Raw genomic sequence first — 16,263 nt, forward strand, 5'->3', positions numbered from 1 at the left:
CGCGAGAGCAGCGATCACTGCCACAGATAGGCCTGCCCGCGACCAGCGGCAATCCCGGCCGAATGGGGCAACGCGCTCACCTGGGCAGCCCTAAACAAAAGCGCCGCCCGGAAGGCGACGCTTTTCAGCCCGGGTGTTGCGGCAGCCTACTGCGCTCCGCGCGCCACGCGCTCGATCTCCTCGCGCACCAGCTTTTCGACCAGCGTCGGCAAATTGTTGTCGAGCCAATCCTGCAGCATCGGCCGCAGCATCTCCTCGGCCATCTCGTCGAAACTCTTCTTGCCGCGGCTGGCAAAGGCGTCGGAAAGCTCGCCGAAGGCCGCGGCGACCTGCCTGCCCGTACGCTCGGAAAGGATCGCGGGCCGGGCCGGCTGCGCCTCCGGTTCGGATGCCCGGGCAGCGCCGGCATGCGCGGCAGCTTCAAATGCCGGCTCTTCCTTCTCGATCTCGACCTTCGGCGCGGCTTCCGGGACCCGGACTGCCGGTCTCGCGGTAACCGTGCTGCCGCCGACCGCCGCTATTTCGCGCCGCCAATCGGCGACAATGGTCTCGGCCGACTGCGGCGCATTTGCCGCGGCCGGCCTGCTCGTGGCCGCTTGCGCGCTCGGCTCAGCAGTCCCGGCATCGACCGAAGCCGCCTTGACCGGCTCGGGCCGAGCCTCGACGCGTGCGATCGCCGGATCGGCCGCCGCAAGCTGGGCCTGGACCTCCGCCAGTGTCGCCGGCTTGCGGGCGTCGGCATGCAATTCGGAACGAAAGGCGTCGACCTCCACGGCGGGAGCGCTAACCGCGGCAGGCTCCAGATCCTGGCGCAGCTCGCCGGCCTCGGCCGGCTGCTTGCGCCCGGTGTCGCTGTCTTCGATGATCCTTCGGATGGAAGCGAGTATCTCTTCCATGGAAGGTTCGCGCTGCGCGCTGCTTGCCGTCGCCATCGTCACATCCGCCGCCCTAGTGACCTGTCCAAGAATCAGACCTGTTCAAGAACTGCCCCGTTCAAGAACCTGACCCATTCGAGAATTCCGTTCCTGTCCGGGTCGGAATTCGAATCAATGGCGACAGCGTAACCGACCGATCGTCATCCGAGAATCCCCAATCTGGGGACTCTTTGGATTTCAACAGATTAGGCGGCTCGCAACCCGATGAGCCTCCCGGAAATACAAACGCCGCGCGTCCATCGGACACGCGGCGTTTTGCCGGAAGCATGCTGTTGGGAATCAGCGCCCGTCGGGCGTGCGCAGTCCGAACCACTTGTCCTTGACGGCGTTGTAATGCTCTTCCGGCCTGTACTTGGTGACCGCCAGGCCAAGGCGATCGACCGACAACCGGCCCATCGCCTGGAGAATGGCATAACTCGCCACCACCACGTCGCGCTCGGAGCTCGCCTGATTGATCTTGGCGGTGATAACCGCGTTCTGCGCGTTGAGCACATCCAGCGTGGTGCGCTGGCCGACATTGCGCTCCTCGATGACGCCGTTGAGCGCCAGTTGCGCGGCATCGATCACCTGCCTGTTGGCATCCACGCTTTCTCGCGCCGAGGTGTACTGCGTCCATGCGGTGACCAGAGCCTGGCGCACCTGATCACGGGTAACGTCGATCTGGATGCGCGCCTCCGAAAGTGATTCCTTGTTTTGCCGCACCAGCGCCGAGGTCCGTCCTCCCGAATAGATCGGAATGGTCAGCGTGGCGCCGATATTGGCCGAGGTCGAGGTGCCGTTGGTGCTCCTGATGTCAGGAGCGGAGTGGCTGTAATTGTCCGAAATGCCGGCCGAAGCCGTCACTTGCGGCAGCAGCGCACCTTCCGATGATTTCACCACAAATGCCGCGGCGTCGACAAGATGCTCCGTGGCAAGAATGGCCGGATGCTCGGCCGAGGCGATGGCCAGGCCCGAATCCACACTCGACGGCAACAACTTGGCCACAGGCGATGCCGCCTTAAGCTTGCCCGGCTCGTCGCCGACGATCTGATGATAGGTGGCGGCGCTCGCCAGCGCCGTCGCGCGGGCGGCGCTGAGCTGCGCCACGGCCGTGGCGCGCGAGGCATCGGCCTGGGCGACGTCGGTGCGGGTGCCCTCGCCGACCTCGAAGCGCGACCTTGCGGCGCGCGCCTGCTCGGTCAGGAACTGCAGGTTCTGCTCGGTCAGCACCGCGACCTGGCGATCGCGAATCACGTCCATATAGGCGCTTGCCGCGTTGAACAGGATATTCTCTTCGGTGTTGCGCAAGCTTTCGACCGAAGCCTTCACCTGCGCTTCCGCCGCGGCGACGTTGTTCCTGGTCTGAAAGCCGTCGAACAGCGTCTGGTTGATCTGAACGCCGAAGTTGCCGGTGGTTATGTTCTGGGTCGAGCCCTGCGCGTGGGTGCTGGTGTAGTCGATGCTGCTCGAACCGGTGACGGTCGGGCGCCAGCCCGACTTGGCGATTGCCACGCCCTCATCGGTGACGCGCACGCCGGCGCGTGCCGCGTTGAGCTGCGAATTGTACTGATAGGCCTTGGCGAGAGCGCCCGTAATGGTTTCGGCGGAAGCGGCCAACGGCGAAAGCGCCGTGGCGGAAACAAGGATAGCTACTAAAACACTCTTGCGTAGAGGCGGCACGTTATTTCCCTCATTCGTTTTGCATGGGAACCACGCCACGTCGGCCTACCCTTACGGATCGGCCAGCGCCGCGTTGTTTATCGTTCCCCCGCTGACAGCCTCCCGAAAACACCCGGTTAACCAATCAGCAACGATTGTCTGGCGCAAGCGATCATGACAGCACTCTCGCTGCAAGGCAAAAACGCTCAGAATTCAAACGCGTGAGCACGTTCGAAGCCCGGTAGTGGCTTAATTGCCGCATTAAAGGCCCGTCTTCCGGTTACAACCCCCCCGGCTTTGAAAAACAGCCGGGCCACGCCAGAGTTGCCCTGTCCTTCGACCGCAACCAGGCGTCCTTCTTCCGCAAGCTGGTCGAGCAGCGCCGGCGGCACTTCCTCGACGCTGCCGCCGATGAAGATGACGTTGTAAGGCCCCTTGGCGGCCTGCCCCTGCGGCAACGGCCCGCTCAGCACCGTGACGTTCTGGCAGCCAAGGCTGGAAAGCGTGGATTTTGCCGCTTCCGCCAGCGCGGGATCGCTCTCCAGCGCCACGACGGAACGCGCGAGCCGCGACAGCAATGCGGCGGAATAGCCGGTGCCGCAACCGACATCGAGCACCGAATCGCCGGCATCGATTTCGGCCAGTTGCAAAAGCTTGGCGAGCGGCGACGGCTCCATCAGGTAGCGCGCGCCGGCGCCATTGGCGCCATCGGAAATGCGGATGTCTTCGTCGATATAGGCCAGATCCTGCTGTCCGGCGCCGACAAAGGCCTCGCGCGGGACAGAAAGCATCGCTTCGATGAGCGGCGCGCTGGTCACATCGGTGGTGCGGACCTGGCCGTCGACCATCTTCACGCGGCGTTCGGAGAAATCAGCGTTCATGTCCCAACAATCCGCTCCCCGCGCCGGACGCGCGGCCAAAACTTCGACTGGAACCCCTGCTCCGGCGCGATTGCGCTGGAACCCGCAAGCATCTGGAGGCCTCGCCCGGAATCGAACCGGGGTGCAAGGATTTGCAGTCCTCTGCGTAACCACTCCGCCACGAGGCCTCGCAATGCTCCCGGCGTTCCGAGCGAACTCATTATGTTGGCGCTTAAAGGTCGTCAAGCGCCCGCGCGTTATTCCCGACGCTTTCGCATGTGACGGCGAAAGTGGTGATTACCAATCGGTTGTCGCTTGGTCCCGGCATCGCTGCGGCGGAGCCGCCGCAGGTTCTCAGTCGGGCCGGCGCCGGCGTTCCCACCAGACGATGAAACGCCGACGATGGCGCCGGATCATCGCGAATTCATAGGACAGAACCAGAAGGCCGAGCGGAATCATCCAGAAGCCGAGAATCGGCAGAAAGCCCAGAAGCCCGCCAAGGGTGAGCAGCATGCCGATCGCGATTCGCCAGCCGCGCGAGCGCGGCATCGTGAACTCGCGGCCGAAGATCGAAATCTTCCGCGCCGGGGCGCTGTCATCGTCCGCTGCGGTCATTCAAACCAGTTCCCATCTGCTGCCGAACTCATGTCCAAGGCGATACCGGCCGCTTTGTTCCGTGCCGGTGTGAAGCCCTTCATATGTGGGCATGCCGAACGATGGCACAAATAGCCGCATCAAAAACTGGAGAAAAATTGCGAAATGCTGCTTTGCAAAGCCGAAGGGTGTTTGCTATAGGCTGCGCCACTCACGTCAGAGCCTCCGTTCCCCGGTAGCTCAGTGGTAGAGCAACCGGCTGTTAACCGGTTGGTCGCTGGTTCGAATCCGGCCCGGGGAGCCAAAATTTTCTCAAGGTATACAGAATTTTCAGGAACGGCCGAAAATCGGCTGACCTACGGCCTGTGCCCGACATGGCTAGGCACCGATCTACTCGGGAAACGCCCGGCGGGGACCGGCATAGGACGCGCTTCGCTCCGTCACCGCAGTTCCCCGTCATAAGCGGATGTCAGGTTTAGTCGCAATATATTAGCAACGGCTTGTATTTCTCGATGCGCAGGCAGATAATATCGATCGGGCATCTGAGGGACTGTCCGATGCGTTGGCCGTTGTTCGTCATCGCGCTCATCATTGGCTTCATTCTATGGGACCGCTTCGAGAACGACGGCACCTATACCGCCGAAATCGAACGGAGTTTCCATGATGCCTCCTTGGACATGCCGGGTGGTGGCGGGTGGAAGCCGCCGGTAATCACCTTCAACCGGGATATGCTGAAGCATTGAATCAGGGTTTCAGAGTGTGGGGGGAACCGCGGCGCAAGGAGTTGCTGCGGTATTGTCTCCACCCATCCCGCATGGGCCAGATTCCCTTACCCATTGTGCCGGCGAATTTTGCTTTGCCGTTCGGCCACCATGCCCTAGCCTCGCTGCGGAAAACCTCGCCGACAGCCGATAGCCGGACCTTTATGCCGTGCCCCTGAAAGCCACCGCCCATATCGAGGCCATGTCCGCTTTCGCGCTGGCGAATTTCGGCGGCTACGACCGGCCGACGCTGGCTCAGAACGAGAGCGCGTTTCCACCCAGCCCAAGCGCCATCGAAGCCGGTCGGGCCGCAGTGGCGCGCAGCCACCTTTATCCGGACCCGGACTGGACCTTGCTGCGCGATGCGATCGCCAGGGCCTATGGGGTCGAGCGCGATCTTGTCCTGTGCGGCGCGGGCTCGATGGAGCTGATCGCCTGCATCATCGCGGCCTTCGCCGGTCCCGGCGCGGACGTGCTCAGCACGGACTATGCCTATAATTTCGCGGCCTCGGCGGCCGCGCGCGTCGGGGCGGCCTACGTCAAGGCCGCGGAGCGCGGCTATGAGATCTCGATCGACGCGATCCTGGCGACTCTCACGCCCGCGACGCGCATCGTGTTCGTCTGCAATCCGGGCAACCCGACCGGCACGCGCATCAAGAACGCTGAGCTCCTGCGCCTTCGCGCGGCCCTGCCCGGTGACGTTCTCCTGGTGATCGACCAGGCCTATGGCGAATTCGACGACCAGGATCCGCAAGCCGTCTTCGCGCTGGCCGGGCGCGGCGACACCGTCGTCCTCCGCACTTTGTCCAAGGCATACGGGCTGGCCGGCGCGCGCGTCGGCTGGGGGTTGTTCGCGCCCCAGATCGCCGCCGAAGTGCGCAAGATGCAGAATTCCAACCAGGTCTCGACGGTTGGCCTCGCCATGGCCGTCGCGGCTGTCGAGGACCAGGCCTATACGCGCGGCATCGTGGCGCTCACATCGGACATCCGCGATCGCTTCGCGCAAGGCTTGCGCGCCGCCGGATACGAGGTCCCCGAAAGCCGGACGAATTTCGTGCTAGTGCGCTTTGCCGACGCCGCGGCAGCGGCGGCCGCCGACAAGGCCTTGCGCGGCGCCGACATCATCGCGCGCGGCCTCGCCGGTTATGGCCTGACCGATTGCCTGAGGATAACAGTCGGGCCGCAGGAGATCATGGACCGCACGCTGCGCGTCCTGACCGCCATGCGCGGCCGCCAATCCTGGTAACGGCTTCATCCGAGGGGATTTCATGACGTCAGACGCGCCTTATTTGCCCGCCCGCGATTTGATCGGCTATGGCGAGCGGCCTCCGCAAGCTGAGTGGCCGGGCGGCGCGAAACTGGCGCTCAACATCGTCGTCAACTACGAGGAAGGCGCGGAATACTCGATCGGCGAAGGCGACGGCGTCTCCGAGGCGATCCTGTCGGATCTTGCCGTGTCGCCTGCCGTGCCCGGCCTGCGCAACCGCAATATGGAATCGCTCTACGAATACGGCTCGCGCGTCGGCGTCTGGCGCCTCATCTCGCTGTTCCAGGACAAGGGCGTCGTTCCCACCTTCTACGTCGTCGGCCGCGCCCTCGAGCTCAACCCGGCCGCAGGCAAGGCGATCGCCGAACTTGGCAGCGACATCGTCTGCCATGGCTGGCGCTGGATCGACTACGCGCCGCTCACCGAAGAGGAAGAGCGCCAGCATATCGCCATGACGGTGGACACGGTGCGGAAGATCACTGGCATCGATCCGGTTGGCTGGTACACCGGTCGGCCGAGCCTCAACACGCGGCGGCTGGTGGTCGAACATGGCGGCTTCCTGTTCGACTGCGACGACTACAATGACGACCTGCCTTATTTCGTCGATGTTGGCGCCAAGCGGCACCTCGTCGTGCCGCACAGCTTCGACAACAACGACAGCCGTTTTTCGCGCGGCTCGGGGCTGGAGACGGGCAGCCAGTTCTTCGAATATGTCAGCGACGGCGTCGACTGGCTGCTCAAGGAAGGCCGAACGACCCCGCGCATGATGACGGTGTCGCTGCATTGCCGGCTGGCGGCGCGGCCGGGCCGCATGATCGGGCTGGAGCGCTTCCTCGACAAGATCACCGCCAACCCCGACATCTGGGTCTGCCGCCGCTCCGACCTCGCCCGGCATTGGCGGAGCCGGTTCGGCGGCTGAAGCAATTCCAGGAAAAGTATGAAGCGGTTTTCCGTCCGGAATTGCGTCACAAGGAATGGGCCGGCGGCGCGAGCCGCCGGCAAATCCCCTTACTTGTTCGGCACCTCGTAGACCTTGCCGTGCCAAGGTGCTGCCTCGATCTGGTCGAGCGCCATCACGTAGAGCATCTTCTCGTCCGGTCCGAAGGCGAAGTTCGGCATCGATGGCGACGGTACCGAAAGCGTGCGCAACAACTTGTCCTTGTCGACGACTATGATCTTGCCTGGCGCGTCGAGCGAGCGCGGGCTCTGGCCGATATACATCTCGCCTTCCTTGTCCATCTTGATCCCGTCGGGCCAGATATGCGGCTGGTTCGGGAAGAGATCGTCCAGCCGCATGAAAACGCGGCGATTGCTTAAGCTGTGGTCGGACGAAACGTCGAATTCGATGATCCGGTTGTCCTCGGTCTCGACCAGATAGAGGATCTTGCCGTCGTTCGACATGACGAGGCCATTGGCATTGTGCAGGTCGCCGGCGACCTTCCTAACGCTGCCGTCCTTGCCGATGTAATAGGCCGAAGCGTCGATCAGCGGGCCGCCCTTGCCGGAGCCGGTGAAGTAGACGCCGCCGTCCGTGTCGGGCGCGAAATCGTTCGGTCCGCTGAACGGCTTGCCGTCCGTGTCCTTGTCATAGGCCGGCAGCGTCTTGCCGTCGGCCGCGATGCGGCCGATCGTGTTGTTGTCGTAGCAGGTGACGAGGAACTCACCACGCGTCGTCGGCAGCACGGCCGACGGGCCGCAGCCATCCATCTTCCAGAAGATGTCATTCTTCTTGCCGTCCCAGACGGTAACCGTGCCGCGGCCGTATTCGACATAGAAAAGCTTGTCCTGATACCAGATCGGACCTTCGGCGAACCACGCGTCGTTGTTGACCACCTTAACGTCGGCAGCATGCGCTGCGGACGTCAGGACCAGGGCAAGCATCGTGCCCAGCAAATGCCGTTTGATCATGCGATTCCCCTTTGTTTTTAGTTGGTTGAGTCCTCTTCGAATGTCGTGTGCCTCCAGCCGCCGGGCGTTCGCGGCTTACGACCGCAGCCGCTTGCCTTCCGGGTCGAAGGGCGGGTGGGCAAGCAGCACCGCGTCATGCGGCCGGCCCAGTATGGCGACGGTCACCTTGTCGCCGGCCTTGGCGGTTCCCGCCTTGACGTAGCCCATCGCCAGCGACTGATCGACGAAATAGCCATAGGCGCCGGACGACACCTGGCCGATCGGCGTGCCGTCCGGCAGGAAGATCGGCTCGCCGCCGGTGGCGTCGGCATCCTTGGCCGAAACCGAAAGCATGATCAGCTCGTCCCGAGCCGGCTTTTCGGCGACGGCGAGATAGGCTTCGCGGTTGAGGAATTCCTTGTCCGTCTTGATCAGCCGGTCGAGCTTGACCTCCTGCGGCCAGTATTCCGGCGAGTATTCGCGGCTCCAGCTGCCGTAACCCTTTTCGACGCGCAGCGACATCAACGCCCGCGAGCCGACCGGCCCGGCGCCGACTTCCGCGCCGGCCTTGAGCAGCGCACGATAGAGCTCGACCTGCTCGGCGGCCTTGCAGTGCAGCTCCCAGCCGAGATCGCCGGTGAAGGAGACCCTCAGCGCCACAACATCGACGCCGGCGACGGTGATCTGGCGCGAGCGCATGAACGGGAAAGCCTCGTTCGACAGATCGTCATTGGTCAGCCGCTGCAGCAATTCGCGCGATTTCGGCCCGGCGACATTGAAGCCGCCGAGATCCTCGGTGCGTGAGCGGAAGGTCGTGCCTGCCGGCAGCGGCACCGATTTGAAGAAGCGCTGGTGGAAGCGCTCGGCCATGCCCGAGCCGATCACCATGAACTCGTCTTCCGCCAGCCTCGTCACGGTGAAGTCGCCGGCAATGCCGCCGCGCTTGCCGATCAGCGGTGTCAGGCAGGAATTGCCTGTTTTGGTCGGCATGCGGTTGGCGAAGAGCGCGTTGAGCCAGGCTTCCGCGCCTGGGCCCTTCACCTCGTATTTGGCGAAATTGGAGATGTCGATGATACCGGCATGCTCGCGCAGCATGCGGGCTTCGCGGCCGACCGGCGCCCACCAGTTCTGGCGCGTGAAGCCGATCGTCTCCTCGCGCGGCTCGCCATCGGCCGCGAACCACAGCGGGTGCTCCCAGCCGAAATTGAGGCCGAACACAGCGCCCATTTCCTTCTGCATTTCATAGACCGGCCGGGTCCGCACCGGACGCCCGGCAGCGCGCTCCTCGTTCGGGAAATGTATCTTGAACCGGTGGCTGTACTGGTCTTGCACGCGCGCCTTGGTGAAGGCCTTGCCGGCCCAATGACCGAAGCGCGCCATGTCCCAGCCGAACATGTCGAGCGTCGGCTCGCCCTCGATCATCCATTCGGCGGCGAGCTTGCCCATGCCGCCCGACTGCGAGAAGCCGGGGATGATGCCGTTGCAGCAGAAATAGTTGCTGAGCTCCGGCACCGGCCCGAACAGCACCGCGCTGTCGGGAGACCAGATCATCGGACCGTTGATCACCTTCTTGACGCCGGCGGTAGCGGCCGCCGGGACACGCTGGACGGCGCGCATCATGTTTTCCTCGATGCGGTCGAGGTCGTCGGGGAACAGCTCGTGGCCGAAGTCCAGCGGGGTGCCTTCCTCGGCCCAGAATTTCATGTTGCGCTCGTAAGCGCCGATCAGCAGCCCCAGGCCTTCCTGACGCAGATAATATTCGCCGTCGCGGTCGGCGACCGACGGCAGGCGCCGGCCCATGGAGGCGATCTCGGGAATGGTCTCGGTGACGAAATACTGGTGCTCGGTCGGGATCAGCGGCAGTTGCAGCCCAGCCATGGCGGCGACCTCCCTGCCCCACAGGCCGGCGGCATTGACCACCCATTGCGTGCGGATGTCGCCCTTCGGCGTGCGCACGATCCAGCTGCCGTCCGCTTGCGCCTCCGTCGCCGTGACCGGCGTGAAGCGATGGATTTCGGCGCCGCGCTGGCGCGCGCCCGCGGCATAAGCCGCCGTGACGCCCGACGGATCGACATTGCCACCCTCCGGCTCATACATGATGCAGCGTATGCCGTCGAAATCGACCAGCGGATGCAGCCGCTCCGCCTCGTCGCGGCCGACCTCGTAGAAATTCATCTTGTAGCGCCGCGCCTTGGCTTCCTGGAGCCTGAGCTGGTGCTCGCGCGCCTCGGTCTGGGCGAGATAGAGCGAGCCCGGCTGGAAGATGCCGCAGCCCTGGCCGGTCTCGGCTTCCAGCTCCTTGTAGAGCGCCATCGTGTAGTGCTGCAGCCGGCTGATATTGGTGGAATCATGCAGGCCATGGATGTTGGCCGCCGCGTGCCATGTCGAGCCGGAGGTCAGCTCACTGCGCTCCAGGAGGACGACATCCGTCCAGCCGAACTTGGCGAGATGATAAAGGATCGAGCAGCCGATCAGACCACCGCCAATGACGACGGCTTGTGCATGAGTACGCATAGTTGAGCTTTCTTCCCTTGGTTCGGCGACTTGTTTTCGCGCTCTCTGGCAGCGCTTTGGGACTTCATTTAGCTGACCGATCGATTGCAGTCGCCGGCTAAGTCAGGGGCGCAAAATTGCGCCCCTGAACCATTGCTTTGATCCGCCCGGTTCAGGTCTTGTCCAGCCAGACCTTGTCCAACTGCAGCTCGAATGTCTGATGCATGCCGAGGTTCTTCACGTAGGTGGCATGGTGGCGGTAGAGCGAGCGCCAGAACGCTTGGACGAGGATGCCGGAGTCCTGCAGGATGAACTCCACGTCCTTCATCAGCTCCTTGCGCTTGGCCGGGTCGGCGATGGCCATCGCCTCGTTGAGCTTCTTGTCGAAGTCCGGATTGGCGTAGCCGGACTCGTTCCACGCCTCGCCGCTGCGATAGGCGATCGCGAGCACCTGCACGCCCAGAGGCCGCATGCCCCAGTCGGTCGTCGACCATGGGTATTTCGTCCAGTCGTTCCAGAACGAGGAGCCCGGGATGATGGTGCGCTTGACCTTGAATCCGGCGTCGCGCATCTGCGCGGCGACGACGTCGGCCGGGTCCTTCACATAGTCGGCGTCGTAGGAGATGAGCTCGAACTCGTGATCGGTCTGCCCGGCCTCGGCCATCAACGCCTTTGCCTTGGCAAGATCGCGCGGGACTTTCGGCAGATCGTAGTATTCCGGGTGGATCGGGCAGACATGGTGGTTTTCAGCGACCTGGCCCAGGCCGCTATAGCCGAGTTTCAGCACCGTCTCGTTGTCGACCGCGAGCTGGATGGCGTTGCGCACCCTCTTGTCGTCGTAAGGCTTGTTGGTCACGTTGGTGCGCAGCACGATGGTGCCGGCGGTGACGACCGGTTCCTTGACCAGGCCCATGCTGTCGTAGAGATCCACCGTGCCGCCGACCGTCTGGTAGTTGCAGTCGATCTCGCCTGCCTCGAAGGCACTGGCGATAGCCGGGTTGGATGCGTCCGACCCGTAGTCGGTCCAGTCGACACCATCGAGATAGGGCTCGCCGCCAAACCAGGTGAAGTCCTTGCGCCGCCGCACCGAGGCGGACTCGCCGACCTTGTAGGAGATCAGCTCATACGGGCCGGTGCCGGGCGTCTTCAGCATGTCGGCGCCGTTCTTGTCGAAGTCGCGGTGGACAATGACCGCCGGATAGTCGGAAAAGCCCGGAATGATGGTGACGTCGGACTGATTGCATTTCAGCTTCACCGTATGGTCGTCGACCTTGGTGATGGCGCCGGCGGCCGCCTTCTTGGTGGAGGCATCGATCAGCGAGCTCATGCGCCCGGCCATCGAATTGCCCTCGGCCGCCTTATCGCACCAGCGTGCGATGTTGTAGACGATGTCGTCGGCGTTGAAGTCGTCGCCATTCGACCATTTCACGCCCTTGCGCAGATGCAGCGTGTATTCGGTGGCGTCGTCGCTCACCTCCCAGCTTTCGACCAGATGACCCTCGAAGGTGAAGTCGGTGGTGTAGCGGATCATGTAGTCGTTGCACTGACGCATGACGTTGGCGATTTCCGACCAGTCCCAGGCGCGCGGATCTTTCATGTCCTTGATGATCATCTGCATCCTGAGAATCCCGCCCTTCTTGCCGGGCACGATCGTAACGGCCTTGGCCGGCTCGACCCCGGCCATCGAATAGGCGAGCGCCGTGGAAGCGCCCATCACGCTCGCCATGGCCAGGAATTCGCGGCGGTCCATCTTGCCGCTTTTGACTTCGGCTGCGTAGCTTTCGATGACCGCCGGGACGCGGTCACCGTTGCTCTTGAACATTGTCATCGTTGTTCTCCGGTTCAGGGCTTTCCGCCCGTTACATTCCCCTTGCGGCTACGCATGTTAGGGGCGATGCAAAAATCCCGGAAGGGCTCGATCCTTCACGAACCGCAGAAAACCGGCCTTGAAGGCCTAAAAAAACGATGCCATTGGCCCGTCAAATTTTTGAAGGTTACGGCCGCGCGGCGTCCTCCCTGGCCCTGGAAAGGATCCATTCCTTGACCGTGCGCGCGATGTTTCCCTTCGAGAGCTGGCTCTCGGTCAGGTAGTAATTCCAGGGGCTTGGCGGCCGGATGGGGAACGGCTCGACGAGCAGTCCGCGATCCATGTAGGCATGGGACAGGGAGCGCTGCGTGGCGACGAGTCCGGCCCCCATGGCGGCGAGCTCGAGCGCGATGTTGGAGGCGTTTGTCGACAGGCCCTTGTCGTGGTCCTCCATGTCGACGCCGAGCGCCTCGGTCACCACCTGCCAGTATTCCTGGCGGCCATGCACGAAGATCCAGTCCACCTTGAGCATGTCCTGCGGCGTCTTCAGCGCATGCTCGCCCTCGAGCATACTGGGAGCGCAGAGCAGGACCAGTTCGTCGTTCCAGAGCGGGATCGCCGAAGGCGGCCTGTCGTCGAAGCGCCGCGTCGAGATGGTGATGTCGGCGATCTGCTCGCTCAAGTCTTCCCAGATCGTGCCGTGCAGCACGATCTCGATCTCGGGGTGCTTTTTCCGGAACGCCGCCATGCAGCCCGCCAGCCAGTTCTCCGCAAGGCTCATCGGACACGAGACCACCACTGTTCGGTTGCGGGAAGATGCGACGATCGCCTCGGTCGCCTGGTCGATCTGGTCGAGCGCCTGGCGCAAGGTCGGCAGGAACGCCTCCCCCATCTCGGTCAGCTTCAGGCTGCGCGGATAACGGATGAACAGTTGCCGACCGATATATTGCTCGAGCGCACGCACATGCGTGCTGACCGCCGCTTGCGTGTAGCCCAGTTCCTTGGCCGCCGTGGTGAAGCTCAAATGACGGGCCGAGCTCTCGAACGAGCGGATATAGTTCAAGGGGGGCGGCGGCTTCATCCCGGTCTCCTAAAAGCAATTCCAGGAAAAGTGTGAGCGGTTAAGTTCGGCGCCTTCGCCGTAACCTTCCGTCCGGAATTGCGTCAAAACAAAGCGCTAGGGCGGTTCGCCGTTTCCGTGAAACGGTGAACTGCTCTAGTAATCGCCATAGCTATCGCATGGGCAACCGGCCATTCAATCGCAGACAAGCGACATGGCATCAATATTTTTGGCCAAAGCCGCCAAACTAATCGCGTGCCTGCGCGATGAACCCAATTTAATGATGTTGTGGAGAGACAGGGGAGATAAGCGCGTGGCTGTGCCGTCATACCGGCGTGAGGGGCCTGTCGTCAGTTCCGATACGGTCACCCGCCTTGCCGATTTCGTGCTGCGGCGTCCCGCCTCCGTCTTTCCCCAGCCGGTACTGGAACAGGCGCGTTACCTCCTGCTCGATACGCTCGGCATCGCCGTTGCCGCCGGACCGATGGAAGCAGGCCGAATCGCCCGCGATGCCGCCATGCTGCTTTATGGCTCGAACGATCCGCAATACTCGGCCCGCCTGCTGTTCGACGGGCGGCGCGCCAGCATCGCCGGCGCGGCCTACGCCGTTGCCACGCAGACCGACAACCTCGACGGCCACGACGGCTACAGCCCCACCAAGGGCCATATCGGCGTCGCGGTGGTACCGGCGCTTGCCGCGCTCGCGGAGGCACGGCCGGACCTTACCGGCCCGGAAGCGCTAGCGTCCCTGGTCATCGGCTACGAAGTCGCCGGCCGGGCCGGCATCGCCTTGCATGCGACGGTCAGTGACTACCACACGTCCGGCGCCTGGAACGCTTTGGGCGTGGCGGCGGTGGCGGCACGCCTGCGGCGGCTCGACGAAACGCAATTGCGCGAGGCGCTCGGCATTGCCGAGTATCACGGCCCGCGCAGCCAGATGATGCGCGAGATCGCCACCCCGACCATGCTGCATGACGGCTCCGGCCCGGGCGCCCTCATCGGCCTCTCGGCGGCGGTGCTGGCCGAACGCGGCTTCACCGGTGCGCCGGCGATCACCGTCGAGGCGCCGGATGTCGCGATGCACTGGCAAGATCTTGGCGTCTTCTGGCAGTCCCTTCATCAATATGTGAAACCCTACCCGATCTGCCGCTGGGCGCATGCGGCGATCGACGCGGTGCGCGGTCTCAGCCTGGCGCACAATCTTGGCCCCTCCGACATCGCCCACGTCCAGGTCAACAGCTTCCACTATGCGGCGACGCTGTTCGACGGCATGCCGGATACCACCTCGAAGGCGCAGTACAGCCTGCGCTTCGCCGTAGCGACCTTCATCCTTCATGGGCGCATCGGGCTGGAGCATATTTCCGGGGCCGGGCTCGCCGACGCCGCGGTCGCCGACATGCTCACCCGCATCACCGTGACCGAAAGCGAGCGCCACAGCGCCCGCTTCCCGGCCGGACGCTGGGCCGACGTCGTCATCACGACGACGGACGGACGTGTGCTGGCATCCGGCGACGTGCATGCGCGCGGCGGCCCGGAAGCGCCGATGTCGAGGCAGGACCTCGAGGCCAAATACATGGAGTTCGCCGCGCCGGTGCTCGGATCCGACCGCGCCGCCGCGATCCGCGACGCGGTGCTCTCCCTCGGCGACCGCGACAGCCGCTTCTCCGATCTGTCGGCGCTGCTCTACGATCCTCCCAAGACTTCGAGCTGAGCCCGCAATGCCCCTCAGGCTCCTGAAATACGGTCTCAGCAGGGACTATCCAGTCAGCGGCGACATTCCCGCCACACCTGACCTGAAGCCGGCCTACGACGTCGTCATCATCGGCGGCGGCGGACATGGACTGTCCTGCGCGCACCATCTTGCCAAGTATCACGGCATAAACAGCGTGGCGGTGCTGGAGAAAGGCTACCTCGCCGGCGGCAACACGGCGCGCAACACCACCACGATCCGCTCCAACTACATCACGCCGGAAGGCATCGCCTTCTACAAGGAAGGCGTCGAGCTGTTCGAGCGCCTGTCGCAGGAGCTCGACTTCAACGTCATGTTCTCGCAGCGCGGCCAGCTCACGCTGGCGCATACCGAGGCAACGATGCGCAGCTTCCACATGCGCGCCGAGATGGGCAAGCACATGGGCACGCGCACCGAGGTCGTCGACCAGAAGGGCGTCGAGGAACTCTGTCCGTTTCTCAACATGGACTATGGCGGCCCGCTCGAAATCCTCGGCGGGCTCTGGCATGCCGACGGCGGAACGGCGCGCCACGATGCCGTCGCCTGGGGCTACGCCGCCCAGGCGTCGCGGCGTGGCGTCGAGATCCACCAGCGCACCGAAGTGCAGGGCTTCGAGGTGGTCGGCGACCGGGTCCAGGCGGTCAAGACGAACCGTGGCCGCGTCGCCTGCGGCCAGGTGCTGATCGCCACCGGCGGCATGAATTATGACGTGGCGCTGATGGCCGGCGTCGAGCTTCCCATCCGCTGCTATCCGCTGCAGGCGATGGTGACCCAGCCCCTGAAACCCTGGCTCGACACACTGGTCTCGTCGGTGTCGCTGCACACCTACCTCGTGCAGTCGTCGCGCGGCGAGGTCGTCATCGGCGGCGGCTCCGATCCCTACCAACTCTATTCGACGCGCTCGACGCTCGACATGAAGGAGCATCTCGCCGAAGGCGCGGTCCACCTCTTCCCCTTCTTGCAGGGCGTGCGGCTGCTCAGGCAATGGGCCGGCATCACCGACATGACGCCGGACTACAGCCCGATCATGGGCGCGAGCCCGCTTGCCAATCTGTGGCTCGACTGCGGCTGGGGCACCTGGGGCTTCAAGGCGACGCCCGTCGCTGGCAAGCGCATGGCGCAGACCATCACCGACGGCAGCGTGCCCGATATCCTGAAACCATTTGCATTGGAGCGCTTCGAGACCTTTCGGCTGCTCAATGAAATGGGCGCGACCGCCGCGAGCCATTGAC

Annotated in this window: 13 protein-coding genes and 2 tRNA genes; 6 read left to right on the forward strand and 9 right to left on the reverse strand. The window is 63.9% G+C overall.

Annotated elements, in window-relative coordinates:
* Positions 1-146 precede the first annotated feature (146 nt).
* From LB572_RS08690 to LB572_RS08710, 5 genes are all read right to left on the reverse strand, one after another.
* Complete coding sequence (locus LB572_RS08690) at positions 147-932, reverse strand: PopZ family protein (protein WP_224667434.1); 786 nt, start codon at positions 930-932, stop codon at positions 147-149.
* 282 nt (positions 933-1,214) lie between these two features.
* The gene (locus tag LB572_RS08695) at positions 1,215-2,594 is read right to left on the reverse strand and encodes a TolC family outer membrane protein (RefSeq protein ID WP_140809629.1); all 1,380 of its coding nucleotides are present in this window, start codon (positions 2,592-2,594) and stop codon (positions 1,215-1,217) included.
* Positions 2,595-2,779: 185 nt separating this feature from the next.
* Positions 2,780-3,454 carry a protein-L-isoaspartate O-methyltransferase family protein gene (locus LB572_RS08700; RefSeq protein ID WP_224667435.1) on the reverse strand — a complete coding sequence of 225 codons (675 nt, stop codon included), beginning with the start codon at positions 3,452-3,454 and terminating at the stop codon, positions 2,780-2,782.
* Between the two features lie 93 nt (positions 3,455-3,547).
* Positions 3,548-3,621, reverse strand: a tRNA-Cys gene (locus tag LB572_RS08705).
* A gap of 166 nt (positions 3,622-3,787) precedes the next feature.
* Positions 3,788-4,048, reverse strand: a complete 261-nt coding sequence (locus tag LB572_RS08710) for a hypothetical protein (protein WP_201410433.1) — start codon at positions 4,046-4,048, stop codon at positions 3,788-3,790.
* Between the two features lie 208 nt (positions 4,049-4,256).
* On the opposite strand from LB572_RS08710, the gene LB572_RS08715 reads away from it, so the two are divergent.
* The 4 genes from LB572_RS08715 (at position 4,257) to LB572_RS08730 (ending at position 6,974) form a co-directional block, all read left to right on the forward strand.
* Positions 4,257-4,331 (forward strand) — tRNA-Asn (locus LB572_RS08715).
* A gap of 253 nt (positions 4,332-4,584) precedes the next feature.
* Entirely contained in the window at positions 4,585-4,770 is a 186-nt protein-coding gene (locus LB572_RS08720) for a hypothetical protein (protein WP_224667436.1), read from the forward strand.
* 187 nt (positions 4,771-4,957) lie between these two features.
* Entirely contained in the window at positions 4,958-6,034 is a 1,077-nt protein-coding gene (locus tag LB572_RS08725) for a pyridoxal phosphate-dependent aminotransferase (protein WP_224667437.1), read from the forward strand.
* 22 nt (positions 6,035-6,056) lie between these two features.
* A complete protein-coding gene (locus LB572_RS08730) occupies positions 6,057-6,974 on the forward strand; it encodes an allantoinase PuuE (protein ID WP_224667438.1) in 918 nt (305 codons plus the stop codon).
* Positions 6,975-7,063: 89 nt separating this feature from the next.
* Here LB572_RS08730 and LB572_RS08735 read toward each other — a convergent pair whose 3' ends face one another.
* The 4 genes from LB572_RS08735 to LB572_RS08750 form a co-directional block, all read right to left on the reverse strand.
* Complete coding sequence (locus tag LB572_RS08735) at positions 7,064-7,963, reverse strand: SMP-30/gluconolactonase/LRE family protein (RefSeq protein WP_224667439.1); 900 nt, start codon at positions 7,961-7,963, stop codon at positions 7,064-7,066.
* A 75-nt stretch (positions 7,964-8,038) separates the two neighbouring features.
* A complete protein-coding gene (locus LB572_RS08740) occupies positions 8,039-10,456 on the reverse strand; it encodes a GcvT family protein (protein ID WP_224667440.1) in 2,418 nt (805 codons plus the stop codon).
* Positions 10,457-10,607: 151 nt separating this feature from the next.
* Positions 10,608-12,263, reverse strand: coding sequence for an ABC transporter substrate-binding protein (locus tag LB572_RS08745; RefSeq protein ID WP_224667441.1), 1,656 nt, complete (start codon positions 12,261-12,263; stop codon positions 10,608-10,610).
* 166 nt (positions 12,264-12,429) lie between these two features.
* Positions 12,430-13,323 (reverse strand): LysR substrate-binding domain-containing protein, encoded by an 894-nt coding sequence (locus LB572_RS08750; RefSeq protein WP_140807418.1) that lies wholly within the window; start codon positions 13,321-13,323, stop codon positions 12,430-12,432.
* Between the two features lie 292 nt (positions 13,324-13,615).
* Between LB572_RS08750 and LB572_RS08755 the strand changes: the two genes are divergently transcribed.
* Positions 13,616-15,013, forward strand: a complete 1,398-nt coding sequence (locus LB572_RS08755) for an MmgE/PrpD family protein (RefSeq protein WP_224667442.1) — start codon at positions 13,616-13,618, stop codon at positions 15,011-15,013.
* Positions 15,014-15,020: 7 nt separating this feature from the next.
* Complete coding sequence (locus tag LB572_RS08760; protein ID WP_224667443.1) at positions 15,021-16,262, forward strand: FAD-dependent oxidoreductase; 1,242 nt, start codon at positions 15,021-15,023, stop codon at positions 16,260-16,262.
* Position 16,263: the final 1 nt, after the last annotated feature.

The organism is Mesorhizobium sp. BH1-1-5 (assembly GCF_020165615.1).
In the GTDB taxonomy this organism is placed as follows: Bacteria; Pseudomonadota; Alphaproteobacteria; order Rhizobiales; family Rhizobiaceae; genus Mesorhizobium.

Bases quoted from the DNA above. Each gene is read 5' to 3' on its own strand.
- LB572_RS08690 (WP_224667434.1), bottom strand. From the start codon at position 932: ATGGCGACGGCAAGCAGCGCGCAGCGCGAACCTTCCATGGAAGAGATA.
- LB572_RS08700 (WP_224667435.1), bottom strand. From the start codon at position 3,454: ATGAACGCTGATTTCTCCGAACGCCGCGTGAAGATGGTCGACGGCCAG.
- LB572_RS08710 (WP_201410433.1), bottom strand. From the start codon at position 4,048: ATGACCGCAGCGGACGATGACAGCGCCCCGGCGCGGAAGATTTCGATC.
- LB572_RS08720 (WP_224667436.1), top strand. From the start codon at position 4,585: ATGCGTTGGCCGTTGTTCGTCATCGCGCTCATCATTGGCTTCATTCTA.
- LB572_RS08730 (WP_224667438.1), top strand. From the start codon at position 6,057: ATGACGTCAGACGCGCCTTATTTGCCCGCCCGCGATTTGATCGGCTAT.
- LB572_RS08735 (WP_224667439.1), bottom strand. From the start codon at position 7,963: ATGATCAAACGGCATTTGCTGGGCACGATGCTTGCCCTGGTCCTGACG.
- LB572_RS08740 (WP_224667440.1), bottom strand. From the start codon at position 10,456: ATGCGTACTCATGCACAAGCCGTCGTCATTGGCGGTGGTCTGATCGGC.
- LB572_RS08745 (WP_224667441.1), bottom strand. From the start codon at position 12,263: ATGACAATGTTCAAGAGCAACGGTGACCGCGTCCCGGCGGTCATCGAA.
- LB572_RS08750 (WP_140807418.1), bottom strand. From the start codon at position 13,323: ATGAAGCCGCCGCCCCCCTTGAACTATATCCGCTCGTTCGAGAGCTCG.
- LB572_RS08760 (WP_224667443.1), top strand. From the start codon at position 15,021: ATGCCCCTCAGGCTCCTGAAATACGGTCTCAGCAGGGACTATCCAGTC.